The organism is Klebsiella sp. P1927 (assembly GCF_018204675.1).
Classification (GTDB): domain Bacteria; phylum Pseudomonadota; class Gammaproteobacteria; order Enterobacterales; family Enterobacteriaceae; genus Klebsiella; species Klebsiella pneumoniae.
The window spans coordinates 3,407,250-3,427,418 of record NZ_CP073377.1; the positions used below are offsets into that span (position 1 = coordinate 3,407,250).

The 20,169-nt window shown below is 60.2% G+C and carries 14 protein-coding genes; 8 read left to right on the forward strand and 6 right to left on the reverse strand.

The window, feature by feature from the left end:
• Nucleotides 1-376: 376 nt before the first annotated feature.
• The 5 genes from gsiD to iaaA are packed head-to-tail and all read right to left on the reverse strand — an operon-like array spanning nt 377 to nt 6,649.
• Complete coding sequence (gsiD, locus tag KB892_RS17320) at nt 377-1,288, reverse strand: glutathione ABC transporter permease GsiD (protein ID WP_004147729.1); 912 nt, start codon at nt 1,286-1,288, stop codon at nt 377-379.
• A 1-nt stretch (nt 1,289) separates the two neighbouring features.
• Entirely contained in the window at nt 1,290-2,210 is a 921-nt protein-coding gene (gene gsiC / locus KB892_RS17325) for a glutathione ABC transporter permease GsiC (protein ID WP_002892997.1), read from the reverse strand.
• A 46-nt stretch (nt 2,211-2,256) separates the two neighbouring features.
• Complete coding sequence (gsiB, locus tag KB892_RS17330; RefSeq protein ID WP_002892991.1) at nt 2,257-3,798, reverse strand: glutathione ABC transporter substrate-binding protein GsiB; 1,542 nt, start codon at nt 3,796-3,798, stop codon at nt 2,257-2,259.
• A gap of 32 nt (nt 3,799-3,830) precedes the next feature.
• On the reverse strand, nt 3,831-5,690 hold the full coding sequence (gene gsiA / locus KB892_RS17335; protein ID WP_004151710.1) for a glutathione ABC transporter ATP-binding protein GsiA: 1,860 nt from the start codon (nt 5,688-5,690) through the stop codon (nt 3,831-3,833).
• 17 nt (nt 5,691-5,707) lie between these two features.
• Complete coding sequence (gene iaaA, locus KB892_RS17340) at nt 5,708-6,649, reverse strand: beta-aspartyl-peptidase (protein ID WP_004151709.1); 942 nt, start codon at nt 6,647-6,649, stop codon at nt 5,708-5,710.
• A gap of 235 nt (nt 6,650-6,884) precedes the next feature.
• Between iaaA and moeA the strand changes: the two genes are divergently transcribed.
• From moeA to KB892_RS17370, 6 genes are all read left to right on the forward strand, one after another.
• Entirely contained in the window at nt 6,885-8,120 is a 1,236-nt protein-coding gene (gene moeA, locus KB892_RS17345; protein WP_004151708.1) for a molybdopterin molybdotransferase MoeA, read from the forward strand.
• A complete protein-coding gene (moeB, locus tag KB892_RS17350; RefSeq protein WP_004151707.1) occupies nt 8,120-8,875 on the forward strand; it encodes a molybdopterin-synthase adenylyltransferase MoeB in 756 nt (251 codons plus the stop codon). Before moeA ends, moeB begins: the two co-directional genes overlap by 1 nt.
• Nucleotides 8,876-9,029: 154 nt before the next feature.
• Entirely contained in the window at nt 9,030-9,929 is a 900-nt protein-coding gene (locus KB892_RS17355; protein WP_002895893.1) for a glycyl-radical enzyme activating protein, read from the forward strand.
• Between the two features lie 4 nt (nt 9,930-9,933).
• Entirely contained in the window at nt 9,934-12,366 is a 2,433-nt protein-coding gene (locus KB892_RS17360; protein ID WP_002895891.1) for a formate C-acetyltransferase/glycerol dehydratase family glycyl radical enzyme, read from the forward strand.
• 176 nt (nt 12,367-12,542) lie between these two features.
• On the forward strand, nt 12,543-13,358 hold the full coding sequence (locus tag KB892_RS17365) for a Cof-type HAD-IIB family hydrolase (protein WP_002895889.1): 816 nt from the start codon (nt 12,543-12,545) through the stop codon (nt 13,356-13,358).
• A gap of 139 nt (nt 13,359-13,497) precedes the next feature.
• Nucleotides 13,498-14,763 (forward strand): DUF1479 domain-containing protein, encoded by a 1,266-nt coding sequence (locus tag KB892_RS17370; protein WP_002895887.1) that lies wholly within the window; start codon nt 13,498-13,500, stop codon nt 14,761-14,763.
• Here KB892_RS17370 and KB892_RS17375 read toward each other — a convergent pair.
• Nucleotides 14,760-15,890: a LacI family DNA-binding transcriptional regulator gene (locus KB892_RS17375; protein ID WP_004219745.1), complete on the reverse strand. Its 1,131-nt coding sequence runs from the start codon at nt 15,888-15,890 to the stop codon at nt 14,760-14,762. The genes KB892_RS17370 and KB892_RS17375 overlap by 4 nt on opposite strands.
• Nucleotides 15,891-16,132: 242 nt before the next feature.
• On the opposite strand from KB892_RS17375, the gene KB892_RS17380 reads away from it, so the two are divergent.
• Together KB892_RS17380 and KB892_RS17385 are read left to right on the forward strand one after the other, a co-directional pair.
• A complete protein-coding gene (locus tag KB892_RS17380; RefSeq protein WP_002895884.1) occupies nt 16,133-17,434 on the forward strand; it encodes an MFS transporter in 1,302 nt (433 codons plus the stop codon).
• A 15-nt stretch (nt 17,435-17,449) separates the two neighbouring features.
• Nucleotides 17,450-19,813: a glycoside hydrolase family 31 protein gene (locus KB892_RS17385; protein WP_002895882.1), complete on the forward strand. Its 2,364-nt coding sequence runs from the start codon at nt 17,450-17,452 to the stop codon at nt 19,811-19,813.
• The last annotated feature ends 356 nt before the right edge of the window (nt 19,814-20,169 follow it).

The following is a 20,169-nucleotide window of genomic DNA, read 5'->3' on the forward strand; positions in this document are numbered from 1 at the left end:
CTTACCCGGCCTACAGTTCGTGCGGCCTGCCGTTAATTTATTCACCATTGTTGCTGAAACTGCCGGTGCTGGCGGCCTCAACATCGCTGAGACGTTCCCGAAAGGCAGGGGCAGGCCGCATGGATGCGGGCTGAGGGCCGTGTTTTGCAGGGACGCTGCTTCGGCCCAACCCGAAGCCTGCAGGGATAAGTCGAAGGCACCACGCAGTGGCGATGTTGCTGGCCGGAGCCCGGGGGTACAGGGGGCGGCGGCGACTGGCCGCCCCCTGTGCGCTCCCTGCGCCATAAGAGACATAACGCAGACGATTAACCGGGAGCGCAAACTACGCTGAAGCCGCAGATAACATAAAGGACTCCCGGCGGAGCTTTCCCTCATCCTACCCCTTTAACTTCGGATCCAGCGCATCGCGCAGGCCATCTCCCAGCAGATTAAACGCCAGCACGGTCACGAAAATCGCCACCGCCGGAAAGAGCGCCACGTGCGGAGACATCACCATATCCGCCCGCGCTTCGTTGAGCATCGCGCCCCACTCCGGGGTGGGCGGCTGCGCGCCGAGGCCGAGAAACGACAGACTGGCCGCCGAAATAATCGATACCCCAATGCGCATGGTGAAATAAACCACGATCGATGACACCGTCCCCGGCAGAATATGGTTGAACAGAATGGTGGCGTCGCTGGCGCCGATGCTGCGCGCCGATTCAATAAAGGTCTGCTGCTTCAGAACCAGCGTATTGCCGCGCACCAGACGAGCAAACGCCGGGATCGAGAAGATCGCCACGGCGATGATCACGTTGGCCATCCCGCTGCCCATGACGGCGACCACCGCGATCGCCAGCAGGATCCCCGGAAAGGCGAACAACACGTCGCAAAGTCGCATAATGAGCCGGTCCCACCAGCCCTCATAGTAGCCAGCCAGCAGCCCAAGCACCGTGCCGATGGCCGCGCCAATCAGCACCGCCAGTACCCCGGCGGCCAGCGAGATCTGCGCCCCGACCAGCACCCGGCTGAAAATATCCCGTCCCAGGGAGTCGACTCCGAACCAGTGCACCAGCGAAGGTCCCTCGTTCAGACGGTCGTAGTCGAAATAGTTTTCCGCATCGTACGGCGCTATCCATGGGGCAACGATGGCTACCGCAATCAGCAACAGCACGAAAATACCAGCGCCCATCGCCACCGGCTGGCGACGAAAGCGCCGCCAGAACTCATGCCAGGGGGTATGGATCTCGCCGGGTCTGATGCCCGGCATGGCGTTCAGCGCCGCCTGCCTTCTCCAGTTAAGCAATCGCACCTTACTTATACCTGATAGCCGGGTTTATGGCCGCGTACAGCACATCCACCACTAAATTGATAAGAATAAACTCCAGCGAAAAGAGCAGCACTTCCGCCTGAATCACCGGATAATCGCGCATCTCCACCGAATCGACCAGCAAGCGCCCAAGCCCCGGCCAGTTAAACACCTTCTCCACAACGATCGACCCGCCGAGCAGAAAGCCGAACTGCAGCCCCATCATGGTCACCACCGGGATCATCGCATTGCGCAGACCATGCTTGAGCACCACCCTCGTTTCGCTCACCCCCTTCGCCCGGGCGGTACGCATATAGTCTTCATGCAGCACATCGACGAATGACGCGCGGGTAAAGCGCGCCATGACCGCCGCCACCGCCGCGCCAAGGGTCAACGACGGCAAAATATAGTGCCGCCAGCTGTCGGCCCCCACCGTCGGCAGCCAGCCCAGCTCAACCGAAAACACCTGCATCAGCAGCATACCAAGGGCAAAAGCCGGAAACGAAATGCCGCTCACCGCCAGCGCCATTCCCAGACGGTCGGGCCAGCGATTGCGCCACACCGCGGCCGCAATCCCCGCCGCCATCCCGAACAGTACCGCCCAGCTCATGCTGGCCAGCGTCAGCCACAGCGTGGGCATAAAGCGACTGGCTATCTCACTGGCAACGGGACGCCGCGAGGCCATGGAAATGCCAAAATCGCCGCGCAGCACGTTGGTGATGTAGTGCCAGAACTGGACATGCAGCGGCTGGTCAAGCCCCAGCTGCTGGCGCACCATCGCCACCACCTGGGCATCGGCCTCAGGTCCGGCAATCAGCCGCGCCGGGTCACCGGGCAGCATATGGACGAACAGAAACACCAGCACCGCGACGATAAGCAGAGTAGGGATCAGGCCCAGCAGGCGCTTAATCACATAATTCAGCATCGCTCCCTCCCATTCCGGGAGAGAGGACGCATGAAGATGAACATGATCACGGCGTCAGGTCCGCCTGTTCGAAGCTAAAGCCGGTATCCGGCTGGATATAGAAACCGGTGAGGTTCTTGCTGTGGGCGGAGACCAGTTTCTCGACCACCAGCGGCACCCACGGCGACTCTTTCCAGATAATATCCTGCGCCTCTTTATAGAGTTTGGTTTTCTGTTGCGGATCGGTGGTTTTCAGCGCCTCGCTCAGCGCGTTATCCACCTGCGGGTTGCTGTAAAACGCGGTATTAAACAGCGTCGGCGGCCAGTTTTGCGAGGCGAACAGCGGCGACAGCGCCCAGTCGGCTTCACCGGTGGAGGCGGACCAGCCGGTATAGAACATCCGTACCCCGCTCTCTTTCTGCCCTTTACCTTCCACTTCCGCCGCCCGCTGACCAGCGTCCATCGCCGTCACCTGCGCCTTAATCCCCACCTGCGCCAGCTGCTGCTGGGTGAACTGCAGTACTTTCTGCGCGGTGCTGTGATTATGTGATGACCACAGCGTGGTGCTGAAACCGTTAGGGTAGCCCGCCTCTTTCAGCAGCTGGCGCGCTTTCGCCGGATCGTATGGCCAGGCGGTGTAGGTCTGGGCATAGGCGATCGACGGCGGCACCACTCCGGTCGCCGGGGTGGCGTAGCCGGCGAACGCTACCTTCACCAGCGCCTGGCGGTTAATCGCATAGTTGATGGCTTCCCGTACCTTCGGATTATCGAACGGCTTCTGCGTCACGTTCATGCTGATGTAGCGCTGCATGATCGACGGGCTGGCCACCAGCTCCAGTTTGCTGTTTTTCGCCAGCAGCGGCGCCTGTTCGTAAGGGATCGGGAAGGCGAACTGCGCCTCGCCGGTCTGCAGCATCGCCGCCCGGGTATTGTTATCCACCACCGGACGCCAGGTGATAGAATCCAGCTTTGGCAGCCCCGGCTGCCAGTACCCATCGAACTTGCTGACCTTCACAAAATCCGTCTGGTTCCAGGTGTCGAGCTTATAAGGCCCGGTGCCCACCGGGTGGAAGCCGATATCCTTACCATATTTTTTCAGCGCCGCCGGCGAAATCATCGCTGTCGCCGGATGGGCGAGAATGTTAATAAACGCCGAGAAGGGCTGCTTCAGGGTAATTTTGACCGTAGTCGGATCGACCGCCTCGGTGCTGGCGATATTTTTATATAGGTTATAGCGCTTGAGATGGTTATCCGGGTTACTCGCGCGATCGAGGTTAGCCTTTACCGCCTCGGCGTTAAAGTCAGTGCCATCCTGGAATTTCACCCCGCTGTGGAGCTTAATGGTGTACACCAGGCCGTCCGGTGACACGGTATAGCTCTCAGCAAGAACGTTTTGCAGCTTCATCTCTTTATCAAGGCCGAACAGGCCTTGATAAAAGGACTTCGCCACCGCCTGCGACAGGGTATCGTTGGCATCATAGGGGTCGAGGGTCGTGAAGTTAGACCCGACCGCCACCACCACATCTTTGGCGGCAAAGGCGGGAGCGCTCGCCAGGGCCGCCGCGATACTCAGCGCCAGCCACCATTTGCGTGAAACAGGTTGTGTCATCGTGTTCTCCTGAAAAGATGCGTTATGTGTTGTTATGTTCTGCCCAGCACATCGGCGGATTCGCGGGCGACGAAGTGGCCCGGCCCGACCTGCTGCAACGGCACGCTGGCGATCTCCTCGCCCCGCTTATAAATATTGCCCGGGACGTCATCAGACAGCAGGACCCGCTGCGGATGACGGTGGCCCGGGTCGGCCACCGGTACGGCGGCCATGAGCTTACGGGTATAGGGGTGCTGCGGGTTTTCAAACACCGCGCGGCGCGGGCCTATTTCGACAATGCGACCGCGATACATCACCGCCACGCGGTGGCTGATGCGCTCCACCACCGCCATATCATGGGAAATAAACAGAAACGCGATGCCCATCTCGCGCTGCAGGTCGAGCATCAGATTGATAATCTGCGCCCGAATGGAGACATCCAGGGCCGACACCGACTCGTCGGCTATCACCACCTTCGGATTCAGCGCCAGCGCGCGGGCAATGCAGATCCGCTGCCGCTGGCCGCCGGAAAAGGCATGGGGATAGCGCCAGGCATGCTCCGGCTGCAACCCCACGCGCTTCAGCAGCCAGGCGACCCGCTCACGCGCTGCTTCCCCACGCAGCAGGCCATGCACCCGCAGCGGCTCCATAATCGAATCGCCGACCGTCTGACGCGGATCAAGCGAGGCGTAAGGATCCTGAAAAATAAACTGAATATTGCGCCGCAGAGCCTGCAGCTTGCCGCCGGCGAGGGTATCGATCCGCTGACCGTCGAAGGTAATGGTGCCTCCCTGGGTCTCTACCAGCCTCAGCAGCGCCCGGCCGGTGGTCGACTTGCCGCAGCCGGACTCGCCCACCAGCGACAGGGTCTCTCCCGGCCAGAGATCAAAACTGACCTTCTCCACCGCATGCACTTCGCGCGTCACGCGATTGAGCAGCCCGCCGCGCACCGGAAAACGGGCCACCAGGTCACGCACCTGCAGGATCGGCTCGCCGGCGACTACCGTATCGGGCGTTTCGCTCTCCGCCAGCGGCTGGCCCGGCAGCGGAAAACGGCGCGGCAGATCCTGGCCACGCATCTCCCCCAGCCGCGGGACCGCCGCCAGCAGCGACTGCGTATACGGGTGCTGCGGCGAACGAAAGATCTCCTCAACGCTGCCGGTCTCTACCGCCTCACCGCGATACATCACCAGCACCCGATCGGCGATATCGGCCACGACGCCCATATCGTGGGTGATAAAGATCACCCCCATCGCCATCTCCTTTTGCAGAACGGCAATGAGTTGCAGAATTTGCGCCTGGATGGTGACATCCAGCGCCGTGGTTGGCTCATCGGCTATCAACACCGCCGGCCGACAGGAGAGCGCCATGGCGATCATCACCCTCTGGCGCATGCCGCCGGAGAGCTGGTGCGGATAGCGCGAGAGCATCTCTTCCGCCTGAGGAATACGCACCTGATCGAGCATCTTTTTCGCCGCGCGCAGCGCCTCTTCGCGCCCCAGCCCCTGGTGCAGGCGCAGGGATTCGGCAATCTGCTCGCCGATGGTAAAAACCGGATTCAGCGAGGTCATCGGCTCCTGAAAAATCATGGCCAGATCCGCGCCGCGCACCCGGCGCATCTCAGCGTCCGTTTGCTCATTGAGCGCGATCACCTGCCGGTTACGCCGCCGCAACCACAGCCCCTCGCTGTTCACCTCGCTGCTGGCCGCGTCTAGCAGACGCATCAGCGCCAGCGCGGTCACCGATTTTCCCGAACCGGACTCACCCACTATCGCCAGCGTCTCGCCGCGGCGCAGGCTGAAGGAAAGCTGACGCACGGCCTGCACCTCCGGCGCATCCTGCTGGCGGAACGCCACGTTCAGGTTGCGCACCACCAGCACTTCGCAGGTATCGGTTTCGTGAGTTTGCGACACTCGCCCTCTCCCTTGTTCTATTCGCGATAAATGCCAATGGTCGGCGTATCGCCGGCATAGCACCAGGCGCGGTACATGCCTTCACTGTTAAACGGTAAAACGACGTTGCCTTCGCGATCGACGGCTATCAGCCCGCCGCTGCCGCCGAGAGCCGGCAGTTTCTCCATCACCACCCGCTCGCAGGCGGAATAGAGACTAAGCTGCCCATACTCCATCAGGGCGGCGATATCGTAGGCCGCCAGGGTGCGCATAAAGACTTCGCCGGTGCCGGTACAGGAGACCGCCACGCTGGCATTATTGGCATAACACCCCGCGCCCGGCAGCGGGCTGTCGCCGACGCGTCCGGGCAGTTTGTTGGTCATGCCGCCGGTGGAGGTCGCCGCCGCCAGATTGCCGGCCAGATCGAGCGCCACCGCGCCGACGGTGCCCATTTTCTGGCGTTCGTCGAGGGGAGCGGCGTGGTGGTCGAGGATAATCTCCCCGCCCGCTTTCGCCTCCTGCAGCTGCAGCAGCCTTTCAGGAGTGGAAAAGAGATCGTTATACACGCGCGCCATCCCGTGGGAGATGGCAAAATTTTCCGCCCCCTCGCCGATCAGTAATACGTGCGGACTCTTCTCCAGCACCAGACGCGCCGCCAGCACCGGATTACGCAAATGTTTGACCCCGGCTACCGCGCCCGCCTGCAGGCTGTAGCCGTCCATTACGCAGGCGTCCAGCTCGTGGGTTTGATCGCGGGTAAATACCGCGCCCATTCCGGCGTTGAACAACGGACACTCCTCCAGCAGCCGAACGGCCTCGGTCACGGCATCCAGCGCGCTGGCGCCCGCGGCCAACATTTTCTGCCCGCTTTCGACGATAGTCGACAGCGCCGCCACATACTCTCGCTCCCGCTCCGGCGTCATTTGCGCGCGAGAAATCGCCCCTGCGCCGCCGTGAATTGCTATAACCGCCTTGCCCATTTCGCCAGTCCTTAACGATGAAGTGGATCGCCCCTGCCCTGTCGTACCGCGGCGCGGCGCCGGTCACGTCATGAATAAGGGTATTGATATCATTATATTGCTGAATGTCTTATACAATTTTTGAATATAGAAAGAGCGGCGGGCGATGTAAAGCCTCGTACCCAGGTGGCATACAGCCCGCGCCGCTTTTCTGCCATAATAGGCGTTTTCGCTGTTTTGCCCGCAGGAGTGACCCATGGATTTTACCGCCGGACTGATGCCGCTCGACACAGCCCTCGCCCAGATGCTCGATCGTATTACGCCGCTGAACGCGACGGAAACTGTACCGCTGTTGCAGGCCTTCTCGCGTGTGACCGCCCATGACATCGTCTCCCCGCTGGACGTGCCCGGCTTTGATAACGCGGCGATGGATGGCTATGCCGTCCGGCTGAACGACCTTCGCGACGGCGCCGCGCTGCCGGTCGCCGGTAAGGCCTTCGCCGGCCAGCCGTTCAACGACGCCTGGCCGTCGGGCACCTGTATCCGCATCATGACCGGCGCGCCGGTGCCGGAAGGCTGCGATGCGCTGGTGATGCAGGAAGAGACCGAACAGACCGAGGCCGGTGTGCGCTTTATCGCGCCGGTAAAAGCCGGGCAGCATATTCGCCGCCGCGGAGAAGATATTGCCCAAGGCGCGGTGGTCTTCCCGGCGGGGACACCCCTGACGGTGGCCGAGCTGCCGGTGCTGGCCTCGCTGGGCATTGCCGAGGTCGAGGTGGTGCGCAAGGTACGCGTCGCGGTCTTCTCAACCGGCGATGAGCTGCAGCTGCCGGGTCAACCGCTCGGCGACGGCCAGATTTACGATACCAACCGCCTGGCAGTGCACCTGATGCTGCAGCAGTTGGGCTACGAGGTCATTAACCTGGGCATTATTCCTGACGACCCGGCGAAGCTGCGCGACGCCTTTATCGCCGCCGACCAGCAGGCCGATGTGGTCATTAGCTCAGGCGGCGTCTCGGTGGGTGAAGCCGATTACACCAAAACTATCCTCGAAGAGCTGGGGGAGATCGGCTTCTGGAAGCTGGCGATTAAGCCGGGGAAACCCTTCGCCTTCGGCAAGCTCAGCAGCAGCTGGTTCTGCGGCCTGCCGGGTAACCCGGTGTCCGCCACCGTCACCTTCTGTCAGCTGGTGCAACCCCTGCTGGCGAAACTCTCGGGCAAGCACGGCCCGCTTCAGGCGCCCCGCCTGCGGGTCCGCGCCGCCACGCGCCTGAAAAAGTCGCCTGGCCGCCTCGATTTTCAGCGCGGTATTCTGCAGCGTAACCCGGACGGCGAACTGGTGGTGAACACCACCGGCCATCAGGGCTCGCACATTTTCAGCTCCTTCAGCCTCGGCAACTGCTTTATCGTGCTGGAGCGTGAGCGCGGCCATGTTGAAGCAGGCGAATGGGTCGAGGTCGAACCCTTCAGTCACCTGTTTGGGGGGCTGTAATGACCGTTGAGCTGAGCGATGAAGAGATGCTGCGCTATAACCGGCAGATCGTCTTGCGCGGTTTTGATTTTGACGGCCAGGAGCGGTTAAAAGCCGCTCGCGTGCTGGTGGTCGGCCTCGGCGGGCTCGGCTGCGCCGCCGCGCAGTATCTGGCCGCCGCCGGGGTCGGGCAGCTCACCCTGCTCGATTTCGACACTGTCTCGCTCTCCAACCTGCAGCGCCAGACGCTGCACAGCGACGCCACCCTCGGCCAGCCGAAGGTGGATTCCGCCCGCGAGGCGCTGGCGCGCATTAACCCGCACGTCCGTCTGGTCCCGCTCAATGCCTTGCTGGATGAGACCGCGCTGGCGGCGCAGATTGCCGATCACGATCTGGTGCTCGACTGCACCGACAACGTCGACATTCGCAACCAGCTTAACGTCGGCTGCTTTCAGCACAAAACCCCACTGGTCTCCGGAGCGGCGATCCGTATGGAGGGGCAAATCAGCGTCTTTACCTATCAGGATGGCGAACCCTGCTACCGCTGCCTGAGCCGTCTGTTCGGCGAAAATGCCCTCACCTGCGTCGAAGCCGGGGTAATGGCCCCGCTGGTGGGCACCATCGGTTCGCTGCAGGCGATGGAGGCGATTAAGCTGCTGAGCGGCTACGGCACCCCTGCCAGCGGAAAAATCGTCATCTACGATGCCATGACCTGCCAGTTTCGCGAAATGAGGCTGATGCGTCACCCGCAGTGCGAGGTATGCGGCTCGCACTGACCCTCACACCGGCGACGAGAGTCGCCGGTGGTTTTGTGACCGCTCTCGTTATTTTCTCCTCTCTGACTTATCCCCATCCCGCTTGTTGATTTGCGTCAACATAACTTTCATTCGAAAGTGTTTTTATGTTCATACGCAAACAAGAGGATAAGCCATGATCTTCAACATCCAGCGCTATTCCACCCATGACGGCCCAGGGATCCGCACCGTCGTCTTCCTGAAAGGCTGCTCGCTGGGCTGCCGCTGGTGCCAGAACCCGGAGAGCCGCGCCCGTAGCGAAGATCTGCTGTATGACTCGCGGCTGTGCCTGGCCGGCTGCGAGCTGTGCCAGCAGGCGGCGCCGGCGGTTATCACCCGCACCCTCGATGGCCTGATCATTCACCGGCAAAACGTTAACGACAGCCATATCGCCGCGCTGCGCGACTGCTGCCCCACCACCGCGCTCACGGTGTGCGGCGAGGAGAAGAGCGTCGAGGAGATCATGGCGACGGTGCTGCGTGATAAACCATTCTACGATCGCAGCGGCGGCGGCGTCACTCTTTCCGGCGGCGAACCCTTTATGAACCCAACGCTGGCGCAAGCGCTGTTCGAAGCCAGTCATCAGGCAGGCATTCACACCGCCGTGGAAACCTGCCTGCACGTGCCGTGGAAATACATTGAACCGTCTTTACCCTTTGTCGACCTGTTTCTCGCCGATCTGAAGCACGTTGACGAGGCCGTTTTTCAGCAGTGGACCGACGGCAGCGCCCGCCGGGTGCTGGATAACCTGCAGCGTCTGGCGCTGGCGGGGAAAAAAATGATTATTCGCGTGCCGTTGATCCAGGGATTCAACGCCAGCGAAGCCGACATTGCCGCGATCACCGATTTTGCCGCCGACCGCCTGCAGGTCAGCGAGATCCATTACCTGCCGTACCACACGCTGGGAATGAACAAATACCAGTTACTCAGTCAGCCCTACACCGCACCGGACAAACCGCTGGATGCTCCTGAGCTGCTCGCCTTCGCGCAGGATTATGCGCAAAGCAAGGGGCTAACGGCGATATTACGAGGATAACCCTATGACTACCCTGAAGCTCAACACCCTCAGCGCCCGTATCCAGGCCCATAAAATGGCGCTGGTGCATATCGTCAAGCCGCCGGTCTGTACCGAGCGCGCCCGCCACTATACGGAGATGTATCAGCGGCATCTCGATAAACCGATCCCGGTGCGCCGCGCGCTGGCGCTGGCTCACCACCTGGCGGAGCGCACCATCTGGATCAAGCACGATGAGCTGATCGTCGGTAACCAGGCCAGCGAAGTGCGCGCCGCGCCTATTTTCCCGGAATACACCGTCAGCTGGATTGAGAAAGAGATCGACGATCTCGCCGACCGCCCCGGCGCCGGCTTCTCGGTCAGCGAGGAGAATAAACGCGTATTGCATGAAGTGTGCCCATGGTGGCGCGGCCAGACCGTACAAGACCGCTGCTACGGTATGTTCACCGATGAGCAAAAGGCGCTGCTCGCCACCGGCATTATTAAGGCGGAAGGCAATATGACCTCCGGGGATGCTCACCTCGCGGTCAACTACCCCCTGCTGCTGGAGAAAGGGCTCGACGGGATGCGTGCGAAAGTCGCCGAACGCCGCTCGCGTATCAATTTGACGGTACTAGAAGACCTGCATGGCGAGCAGTTCCTGAAAGCGATTGATATCGTGCTGGAAGCGGTCAGCGATCACAGCAAACGCTTCGCCGCGCTGGCGCGCGAGATGGCGACAGCAGAATCCCGCGAATCACGCCGCCACGAACTGCTGACGATTGCCGAAAACTGCGACGTCATCGCCCATGAGCCGCCGAAAACCTTCTGGCAGGCGCTGCAGCTGTGCTACTTCATTCAGCTTATCCTGCAGATTGAATCCAATGGCCATTCGGTATCCTTCGGCCGTATGGACCAGTACCTCTACCCGTACTACCGCCGCGACGTTGAGTTGCAACAGTCGCTGGATCGCGAACAGGCCATTGAGCTGCTGCACAGCTGCTGGCTGAAGCTGCTGGAGGTCAATAAGATCCGTTCCGGCTCACACTCCAAAGCCTCTGCCGGCAGCCCGCTATACCAGAACGTCACCATCGGCGGCCAGAATCTGGTGGATGGTAAGCCGCAGGACGCGGTCAACCCGCTGTCGTATGCGATCCTGGAATCCTGTGGTCGCCTGCGTTCTACCCAGCCGAACCTCAGCGTGCGCTACCACGCCGGGATGAGCAACGACTTCCTCGACGCCTGCGTCCAGGTGATCCGCTGCGGTTTCGGCATGCCGGCGTTTAACAACGATGAAATCGTCATCCCGGAATTCATTAAGCTGGGCATTGAGCCGCAGGACGCCTACGATTACGCGGCTATCGGCTGTATCGAAACCGCGGTCGGCGGTAAGTGGGGCTACCGCTGCACCGGCATGAGCTTTATTAACTTCGCGCGGGTGATGCTGGCGACGCTGGAAGGCGGCCGCGATGCCACCAGCGGTCAGGTGTTCCTGCCGCAGGAGCACGCCCTGTCGAAAGGCAACTTCGCTAACTTCGATCAGGTGCTGGCCGACTGGGACCGCCAGATTCGTTACTACACCCGTAAATCCATCGAGATTGAGTACGTGGTCGATACCATGCTGGAAGATAACGTCCACGATATTCTCTGCTCGGCGCTGGTCGATGACTGCATCGAACGGGCGAAAAGCATTAAGCAGGGCGGCGCGAAGTATGACTGGGTTTCCGGCCTGCAGGTGGGTATCGCCAACCTCGGCAACAGCCTCGCGGCGGTGAAAAAACTGGTCTTCGATCAGGGCGCCATCGGCCAGCAGGAGCTGGCGAAGGCGCTGGCGGAAGATTTCGACGGTCTGACCCACGAGCAGCTGCGCCAGCGGTTGATCAACGGCGCGCCGAAGTATGGTAACGATGATGACAGCGTCGACGAGTTGCTGGCGCGGGCCTACCAGACCTATATCGACGAGCTGAAGCAGTATCACAATCCGCGCTATGGCCGCGGCCCGATTGGCGGCAATTATTACGCTGGCACCTCCTCTATTTCCGCTAACGTCCCGTTCGGCGCGCAGACCATGGCGACGCCGGATGGCCGTAAAGCGCATACCCCGCTGGCGGAGGGGGCCAGCCCGGCCTCCGGTACCGACCATCTGGGGCCGACGGCGGTTATCAGTTCGGTGGGCAAGCTGCCGACCGGGGCGATCCTCGGCGGCGTGCTGCTTAATCAGAAGCTGAATCCGTCAACGCTGGAGAACGAGTCCGATAAGCAGAAGCTGATGGTGCTGCTGCGCACTTTCTTCGAGGTGCACAAAGGCTGGCATATCCAGTACAACATCGTGTCGCGCGACACGCTGCTGGAAGCCAAGAAACATCCTGACCAGTACCGCGATTTAGTGGTCCGCGTCGCTGGATACTCGGCGTTCTTCACCGCCCTGTCGCCGGATACCCAGGACGATATTATCGCCCGTACCGAACATACGCTGTAATCCTTCGTGCCCGCTGGCGCTATGCTTAGCGGGCCAATCCTGTTCTGCAGGCCGGAAAAGACATGCCCTTCCGGCATTTTCTGAATGCCTGAACTTTCATTCGAAATAAATTTGTGCTCCCCATCACATTGTAATTAGAATGTTACTGGTCGAAGTTAAGCCAGGAGCACTCTCTTATGACCGTTAAAGTTATCGTCACCGATATGGACGGAACTTTTCTCAATGACGCCAAGCAGTACGACCGCCCGCGTTTCCTCGCCCAGTTTGCGCAGCTCAGGCAGCAAGGTATGGAATTTGTTGTCGCCAGCGGCAACCAGTACTATCAGCTGATCTCATTTTTCCCGGAAATTCGCGAGCAGATTTCATTCGTCGCAGAAAACGGCGCTCTGGTTTATGAACATGGCAAGCAGCTGTTCCACGGCGAACTGACCCGCCACGAATCACAAGTGGTGATTGGCGAATTGCTCAAAGATCCGCAGCTCAACTTTGTCGCCTGCGGCCTGCAGAGCGCCTACGTCAGCGATAAAGCTCCGGACGCCTTTGTTGAGCTGATGTCGAAGCACTACCATCGCCTACAGCGGGTGAGCGACTATCACGCCATCGACGATACGCTGTTTAAATTCTCTCTCAACCTGCCGGACAGCGAGATCCCACAGCTGATTGATAAACTGCACGTGTCGCTCGACGGCATCATGAAGCCGGTCACCAGCGGCTTTGGCTTTGTCGATTTGATTATCCCTGGCCTGCATAAAGCCAACGGCATCAGCCGTTTGCTCAAGCGCTGGGATCTTTCGCCGCAGCAATGCGTCGCCATCGGCGACAGCGGCAACGACGCCGAAATGCTGAAGCTGGTGAAATACGCTTTCGCCATGGGTAACGCTGCCGACAGCATCAAGGCCATCGCCGGCTACGCTACCGACGATAATAACCATGACGGCGCGCTGAACGTTATCCAGGCCGTCCTCGATAACACCCCGCCCTTCAACGCCTGACCCTTCGCCGGGGCATCGCGCCCCGGTTTTCCATTTTGTGCGCCGCAGCAAGATTTTAAACTTGCATTAACTCCATTTTAACTTAAATTAACGTTTGTAATATTTCATACTTTCGAATGAAAGATACAGCGAGGTTATTATGGCTGCTCTCCCGACCCACGAAACACTTCCCGCCGATCACAAAGCGGCGATTCGCCAGATGAAACAGGCCCTGCGGGCGCAAATTGGCGACGTCCAGGCGGTGTTCGATAAGCTCTCAGCGCGCATCAGCGAGCGGTTGCAGGAGATTGAGACACTGAAAGCCGCAGGCCAGGAGGTCTGGCCAACCATTCCGTTCCGCGATATCGCCGAAGGAACAGTGAGCGATGAGCAGCGCGCGGCCATTAAGCGCCGTGGCTGCGCGGTGATTAAAGGCCACTTCCCACGCGAACAGGCGCTGGCGTGGGATACCGCGATGCTGGAATATCTGGATCGCAACCATTTCGACGATGTTTACAAAGGGCCTGGCGACAGCTTCTTCGGTTCGCTGGAGGCTTCGCGCCCGGAGATCTACCCGATCTACTGGTCGCCCTCGCAAATGCAGGCGCGGCAGAGCGATGAAATGGCGGCAGTGCAATCTTTCCTCAACCGCCTGTGGCGTTTTGAACAGAATGGCAAACGCTGGTTCGATCCGGACGTCAGCGTGATCTATCCCGACCGCATCCGCCGCCGCCCGCCGGGAACCACTTCGAAGGGGCTGGGGGCGCATACCGATTCCGGCGCGCTGGAGCGCTGGCTGCTTCCCGCCTATCAGCAGGTTTTCGCCAACGTTTTTAATGGCAATATCGACGCCTACGACCCGTGGGACGCCGCGCACCGTACCGAAGTGGAAGAGTATACCGTCGACAACACCACCAAATGCTCGGTGTTCCGCACCTTCCAGGGCTGGACCGCGCTGTCGGACATGATCCCGGGTCAGGGGCTGCTGCACGTGGTGCCGATCCCGGAGGCGATGGCTTATGTGCTGCTGCGCCCCCTGCTCGACGATGTGCCGGAAGATGAGCTGTGCGGCGTTGCGCCGGGCAGAGTGCTGCCGATCTCTGAGCAGTGGCACCCGCTCTTAATTAAAGCGTTAAGCTCGATTCCAGCGCTGAATGCCGGGGACTCCGTCTGGTGGCACTGCGACATCATTCACTCGGTGGCGCCGGTGGAAAATCAGCAGGGCTGGGGAAATGTGATGTACATTCCGGCCGCGCCGATGTGCGAGAAGAACCTCGCCTACGCGCAGAAAGTAAAAATCGCCCTGGAAAAAGGCGCCTCGCCGGGGGATTTCCCGCGCGAGGACTATGAAGCCAGCTGGCAGGGGCGCTTCACCCTGGAGGATCTGAATATCCACGGCAAACGGGCGCTGGGTATGCCGGTCTAATCGTCATACAGCCCCTGCGGCTCGACGGCGGTATGGCCTTTGCCCGGCCGGATCCGCCGTACCGAATCGCGTACCACCAGCGTGCCATGCAGCAGTAGCGAGCCGTGCGGCGCCTCCGGGCGCAGCAGGCGCTGCTGCAGGAGATGCACCGCCTCGCTGCCCAGTTCATCCCGCGGCACATGCACCGCGGTCAGCGGCACCTCCTGAATCGCCGCCAGATTAAATCCGTCAATGCTCATCACCGAGACATCCTGCGGCACCCGCAGGCCACGCTTTTGCAATGCGCTGACGGTGCCGGCGGCCATAAAATCGCCGCCCACCAGGAAGGCGGTGGGCAACGGCCTGCCCTGTAAGCCGTCAAGCCAGGCGCCCACCTGCTCTTCCGTCTCTCTGGCGCTAAAGTTGGCGACGCTGATAAGATCCCGGCTGGCGGTAAAGCGCAGATTACGCGCGCGCCACGCCTCCTGAATCCCCCCCAGCCGCAGCTCCATGGTATAGCGGCGCAGGCACATCACGTTCATCACCGCCCGATGCCCCATATCAAACAGATAGCGGGCTGCGCACTGGCCGATCAGCCGATGATCGGGAGCGATGGACGGCAGCCGCATCCCTTCATCCCGACAGTTGATCAATACGCAGGGTTTGCCCAGATCCGCCGCCAGGCCATGAATATGCGGATCGTCGATCCCCAGCAGCACCGCGGCCTGGGTCTCAGGTTCATTCATGCGGGCAAGAAACAGGTTGGCGTCGCTGTCGTTCTCATCCAGCGCGCAGTAGCGCAGGCGCACTTCATGCGCCGCCAGCGCGTTATTGATGCTCTGGATCACCCGGTAGTAGAAGATATCCGATCGCTCATCGAATGCGCGCTGCGGGGCAAACACCAGCAGATGATTGAGCAGCAGACGCCCGGCGGCCAACCCCTGCATGACACCCAGCTCGCGGGCGCAGTCCAGCACCGCCCGGCGCGCCTTGTCGCTGGTATTCGCTTTCCCGGCCAGGACGCGTGAAACGGTGCTGGGCGATAGCCCGGTGCGGGCGGCAATTTCGGCGACGCGCAGCTTTTTATCCATTTTGTGATCCAGCTCCGATTGAAAAATGAAAGAATTTTCATAATCGCCAAAGCACACGTTACAAGCAAATTCCGCTGTCAAATATGCGATCTCGCTCATTTCATGAAAAAACTTGCATAAATAGCGCTTTGCCAGACGATTTTTCTGCCCTAGCCTGAATTGGTCCAACATCTCCCATACTAGTTATACCAATGATGTTGAGATTAAAAATAGACTATTCAAATAGTTAATAAATCTACGTGACCACTCAGGGAAAGAGACCGTCACTTTCCCCCTACAAACGTCTTGTGGAGTGTGCTATGAGTCAAGGCCTCAACAATGATATCGCTGTCAGCAAAACGCGCCGGGTAGTGAAAAACCTGCGCTGGTGGGTGCTGGTCCTGTTTTTACTTGGCGTTACCGTCAACTACATCACACGCAACTCGCTGGGAATTATCGCGCCGGAACTGAAAGCGACCCTCGGCATTACTACCGAACAATACTCGTGGATCGTCGGCGCGTTTCAGCTGGCTTACACGATTTTCCAGCCGCTGTGCGGCTGGCTTATCGACGTCATCGGCCTGAAGCTTGGCTTTATGATCTGCGCCACCCTTTGGGCGCTGGCCTGTATCGCCCACGCCGGGGCCGGTAGCTGGCTGCACCTGGCTATGTTGCGCTTCTTTATGGGTGGGGCCGAGGCGGCCGCTACTCCGGCCAACGCCAAAACCATCGGCGAATGGTTTCCGAAATCTGAACGGCCAATCGCCGCCGGCTGGGCTGGCGTTGGGTTCTCCATCGGCGCGATGCTGGCCCCGCCGATCATCTACTTCGCCCACGCCTCCTTCGGCTGGCAAGGGGCGTTTATGTTTACCGGCGCGCTGGCGCTACTGTGGGTAGTACTATGGTGGGCCTTCTATCAGACCCCGGAAAAGCACCCCAATCTCAGCAAAAGCGAGCTGGAGTACATCAAACAGGATAACGAAGCCCCGCCGGTAAAACAGCCCTTCTTTACCGCGCTCAAAACCGTCTCGAAAAATAAACGTTTCTACGGGATCGCCATTCCCGCCTTTATGGCCGAGCCCGCCTGGGCGGTGCTGAGTTTCTGGGTGCCGCTGTACCTGGCGAAAGAGCACGGCATGGATTTGAAGCAGATCGCCATGTTCGCCTGGCTGCCGTTTCTCGCCGCCGATCTCGGCAGCGTGGTCAGCGGCTACCTCACCCGCCTGTATGTTCGCTGGTTCGGCTGTACGCGAGTGAACTCGGTGATCGCCAGCTCGGTAACCGGCGCGTTCCTGATGCTCTCCCTGGCCCTCGTCGCCATCACCCGCGATCCCTATATCACCATCATCCTGATCTCCATTGGCGGCTTCGGCCATCAGATCATCTCCTGCATGCTCAGCGCGCTGGTGGTGGAGTCTTTCGACAAGGGACAAATGGCGACGGTCAACGGTATGCGCGGCTCCGCAGCGTGGATCGCCAGCTTCTTGTTCTCGTTATTAATCGGGGTGACCGCCGACAAAATCGGCTTCAACCCGCTATTCATCGCCATGGGTTTCTTTGACCTGATTGGCGCCGTTTTCCTGGTGGCATTTATTGCTGAACGTCGCGCCAAGCGCGCCTGAGAGTGGATGTAAGATATGAAGACGCTGAAACACTGGAGTTTGCATCAACAGCTGGAGCATCACGTTGAACTGACGGTCGATGGCCAGCACACCCTGTGCCTGTACGTACTGGAAGAGAATTTGTTCCGCGTCCTGCTAAAACGCCAGGGCCAGCTGGCGCTGGATCGCACCTGGAGCATCGCTCCGCAGCAGGATGTGCCGTGGGAAGGCCGCGCCCGGGATGACCTCAGCGGTTTTAGTCTCCCGGCCTGGCAGCTGGCCCAGGAGGGCGATACGCTGACTATCGCCACCCGCCAGCTGCGCGTCACCGTTCACCAGCCGCTGTGGCTGGAGTGGAGCTATCGCGACGAGGCCGGCGAATGGCAGCCGCTTGCCAATGACCGTCCGACCAGCGCCTACCTGGCGAATGCCCACGGCGACGGCGTCGCCCATTATCTGAGCCGCCGCAAAGACGAGCGTTTCTACGGCCTGGGCGAAAAGGCCGGCGACCTGCAGCGCACCGGTAAACGCTACGAGATGCGTAACCTCGATGCCATGGGCTACAACGCCGTCAGCACTGACCCGCTGTATAAACATATTCCGTTCACCATCACCCAGCGCAGCGATATCAGCTACGGCCTGTTCTATGACAACCTGAGCAGCTGCTGGCTGGATCTGGGGAACGAGATCGACAACTACCACACCGCCTATCGCCGCTGGCAGGCGGAAGCCGGCGACATCGATTATTACCTGTTTACCGGTAAGCAGGTGCTGGATGTGACCAAAGCCTTCGTTCGCCTGACCGGTAAAACGCTGTTTGGACCCAAATGGAGCCTCGGCTACAGCGGCTCCACCATGCACTATACCGACGCGCCGGATGCGCAAAATCAGCTGATGAACTTTATCCGCCTGTGCGAGCAGCACGCGATCCCCTGCGATTCGTTCCAGCTCTCTTCCGGCTATACCTCAATCAACGGCAAGCGCTACGTCTTTAACTGGAACTACGACAAGGTGCCGCAGCCCAAAGTGATGAGCCAGTCGTTTCACGATGCCGGGCTGAAGCTGGCCGCCAATATCAAACCGTGCCTGCTGCAGGATCACCCGCGCTACGGCGAGGTGGCGGAGCGCGGTCTCTTCATTCGCGATTCGCAAACTGACGCTCCGGAGCGTTCCAGCTTCTGGGATGATGAAGGGTCGCATCTCGATTTCACCAATCCGCAAACCGTGGCCTGGTGGCAGGAAGGCGTGACCACCCAGCTACTGGAGATGGGCATCGATTCGACCTGGAACGATAATAACGAATACGAAGTATGGGACGGCGAAGCCCGCTGCTACGGCTTTGGCCGTGAAATCGCCATCAAACATATTCGCCCGGTGATGCCGCTGTTGATGATGCGCGCCTCGCTGGAAGCCCAGCAGCGCTTTGCGCCGCAAAAGCGCCCATATCTGATCTCCCGCTCCGGCTGCGCCGGGATGCAGCGCTACGTACAGACCTGGAGCGGCGACAACCGCACCAACTGGGATACGCTGCGCTATAACATCCGCATGGGCCTGGGGATGAGCCTTTCCGGGCTGTTTAACGTCGGCCACGACGTCGGCGGTTTCTCCGGCGATAAACCCGAGCCGGAACTGTTTGTGCGCTGGGTACAAAATGGCGTCATGCATCCGCGCTTTACCATTCACTCGTGGAATGACGACCAGACGGTAAACGAAGCATGGATGTACCCGGAAATCACCCCGGCGATCCGCTCAGCCATTGAGCTGCGCTACCGCCTGTTGCCCTATCTGTACACTCTGCTATGGCAGGCGCATGCTGATGATGAGCCGATGCTGCGCCCGACCTTCCTCGATCACCAGCACGATGCGCAGACCTTCGCCGAATGCGATGACTTCCTGCTGGGCCGCGACCTGCTGGTGGCCAGCGTGGTCGAGCCGGGCGCCCGCCAGCGTGAAGTATGGCTGCCGGATAATCAGGCCGGTTGGTACGATTTCTACAGCCATCAGTGGTTCGCCGGCGGCCAGTGGGTGACGCTGGACGCGCCGCTGGAAAAACTGCCGCTGTTGGTCCGCGCCGGCGCCGGTCTGCCGCTTAGTGAACGTATCAGCCATGTCGATGCGCAAAAAGACGATCGTCGCGAACTGCAGCTGTTCCCGCTGAAAGGTACCGGCTCAACCCGCGGTCTGCTGTTTGAAGACGACGGCGAAAGCTGGGGCTATAAACAGGGGGATGCGCTCTGGCTGGAGTGGGAAATGACCTGCAGCGCCAGCAGCATAAACCTGGATATCAACGCCCGCGGCAACTATCGCCCGGCGTGGAAAGCGCTGAAGCTGTCATTACCGGTAGGAGAAAAGCGTAAGCTGCTGGTGAATGGCGTTGAAGGAACGGAGTGGAGGTTCTGACCATAGGCCGGTAGTTTCAGCCAGCATGGTAAATAAATTAAAAGCAGGCCGTACGGACCTTGGTTACTGTTCTCGGTTTGCAACGGTTTTGGTCCGGGAAAAACAGTTCTTTTTTATTATTTCAGAGCAGATTGCGCTCCCGATATTTCTTCTGCGTTATGTCTCTCATGGCGCAGGGAGCGTACAGGGGGCGGCCAGTCGCCGCCGCCCCTGTACCCCGGGCTCTGGCCGCCAAAATCGCCACTTCGTGGTACCTTCGACTTATCCCTGCAGGCTTCGGGTCGGGCCGAGGCAGCGTCCGTGCAAAACACGGCCCTCAGGCCGCATCCATGCGGGCTGCCCCGGCCTTCCGGGAA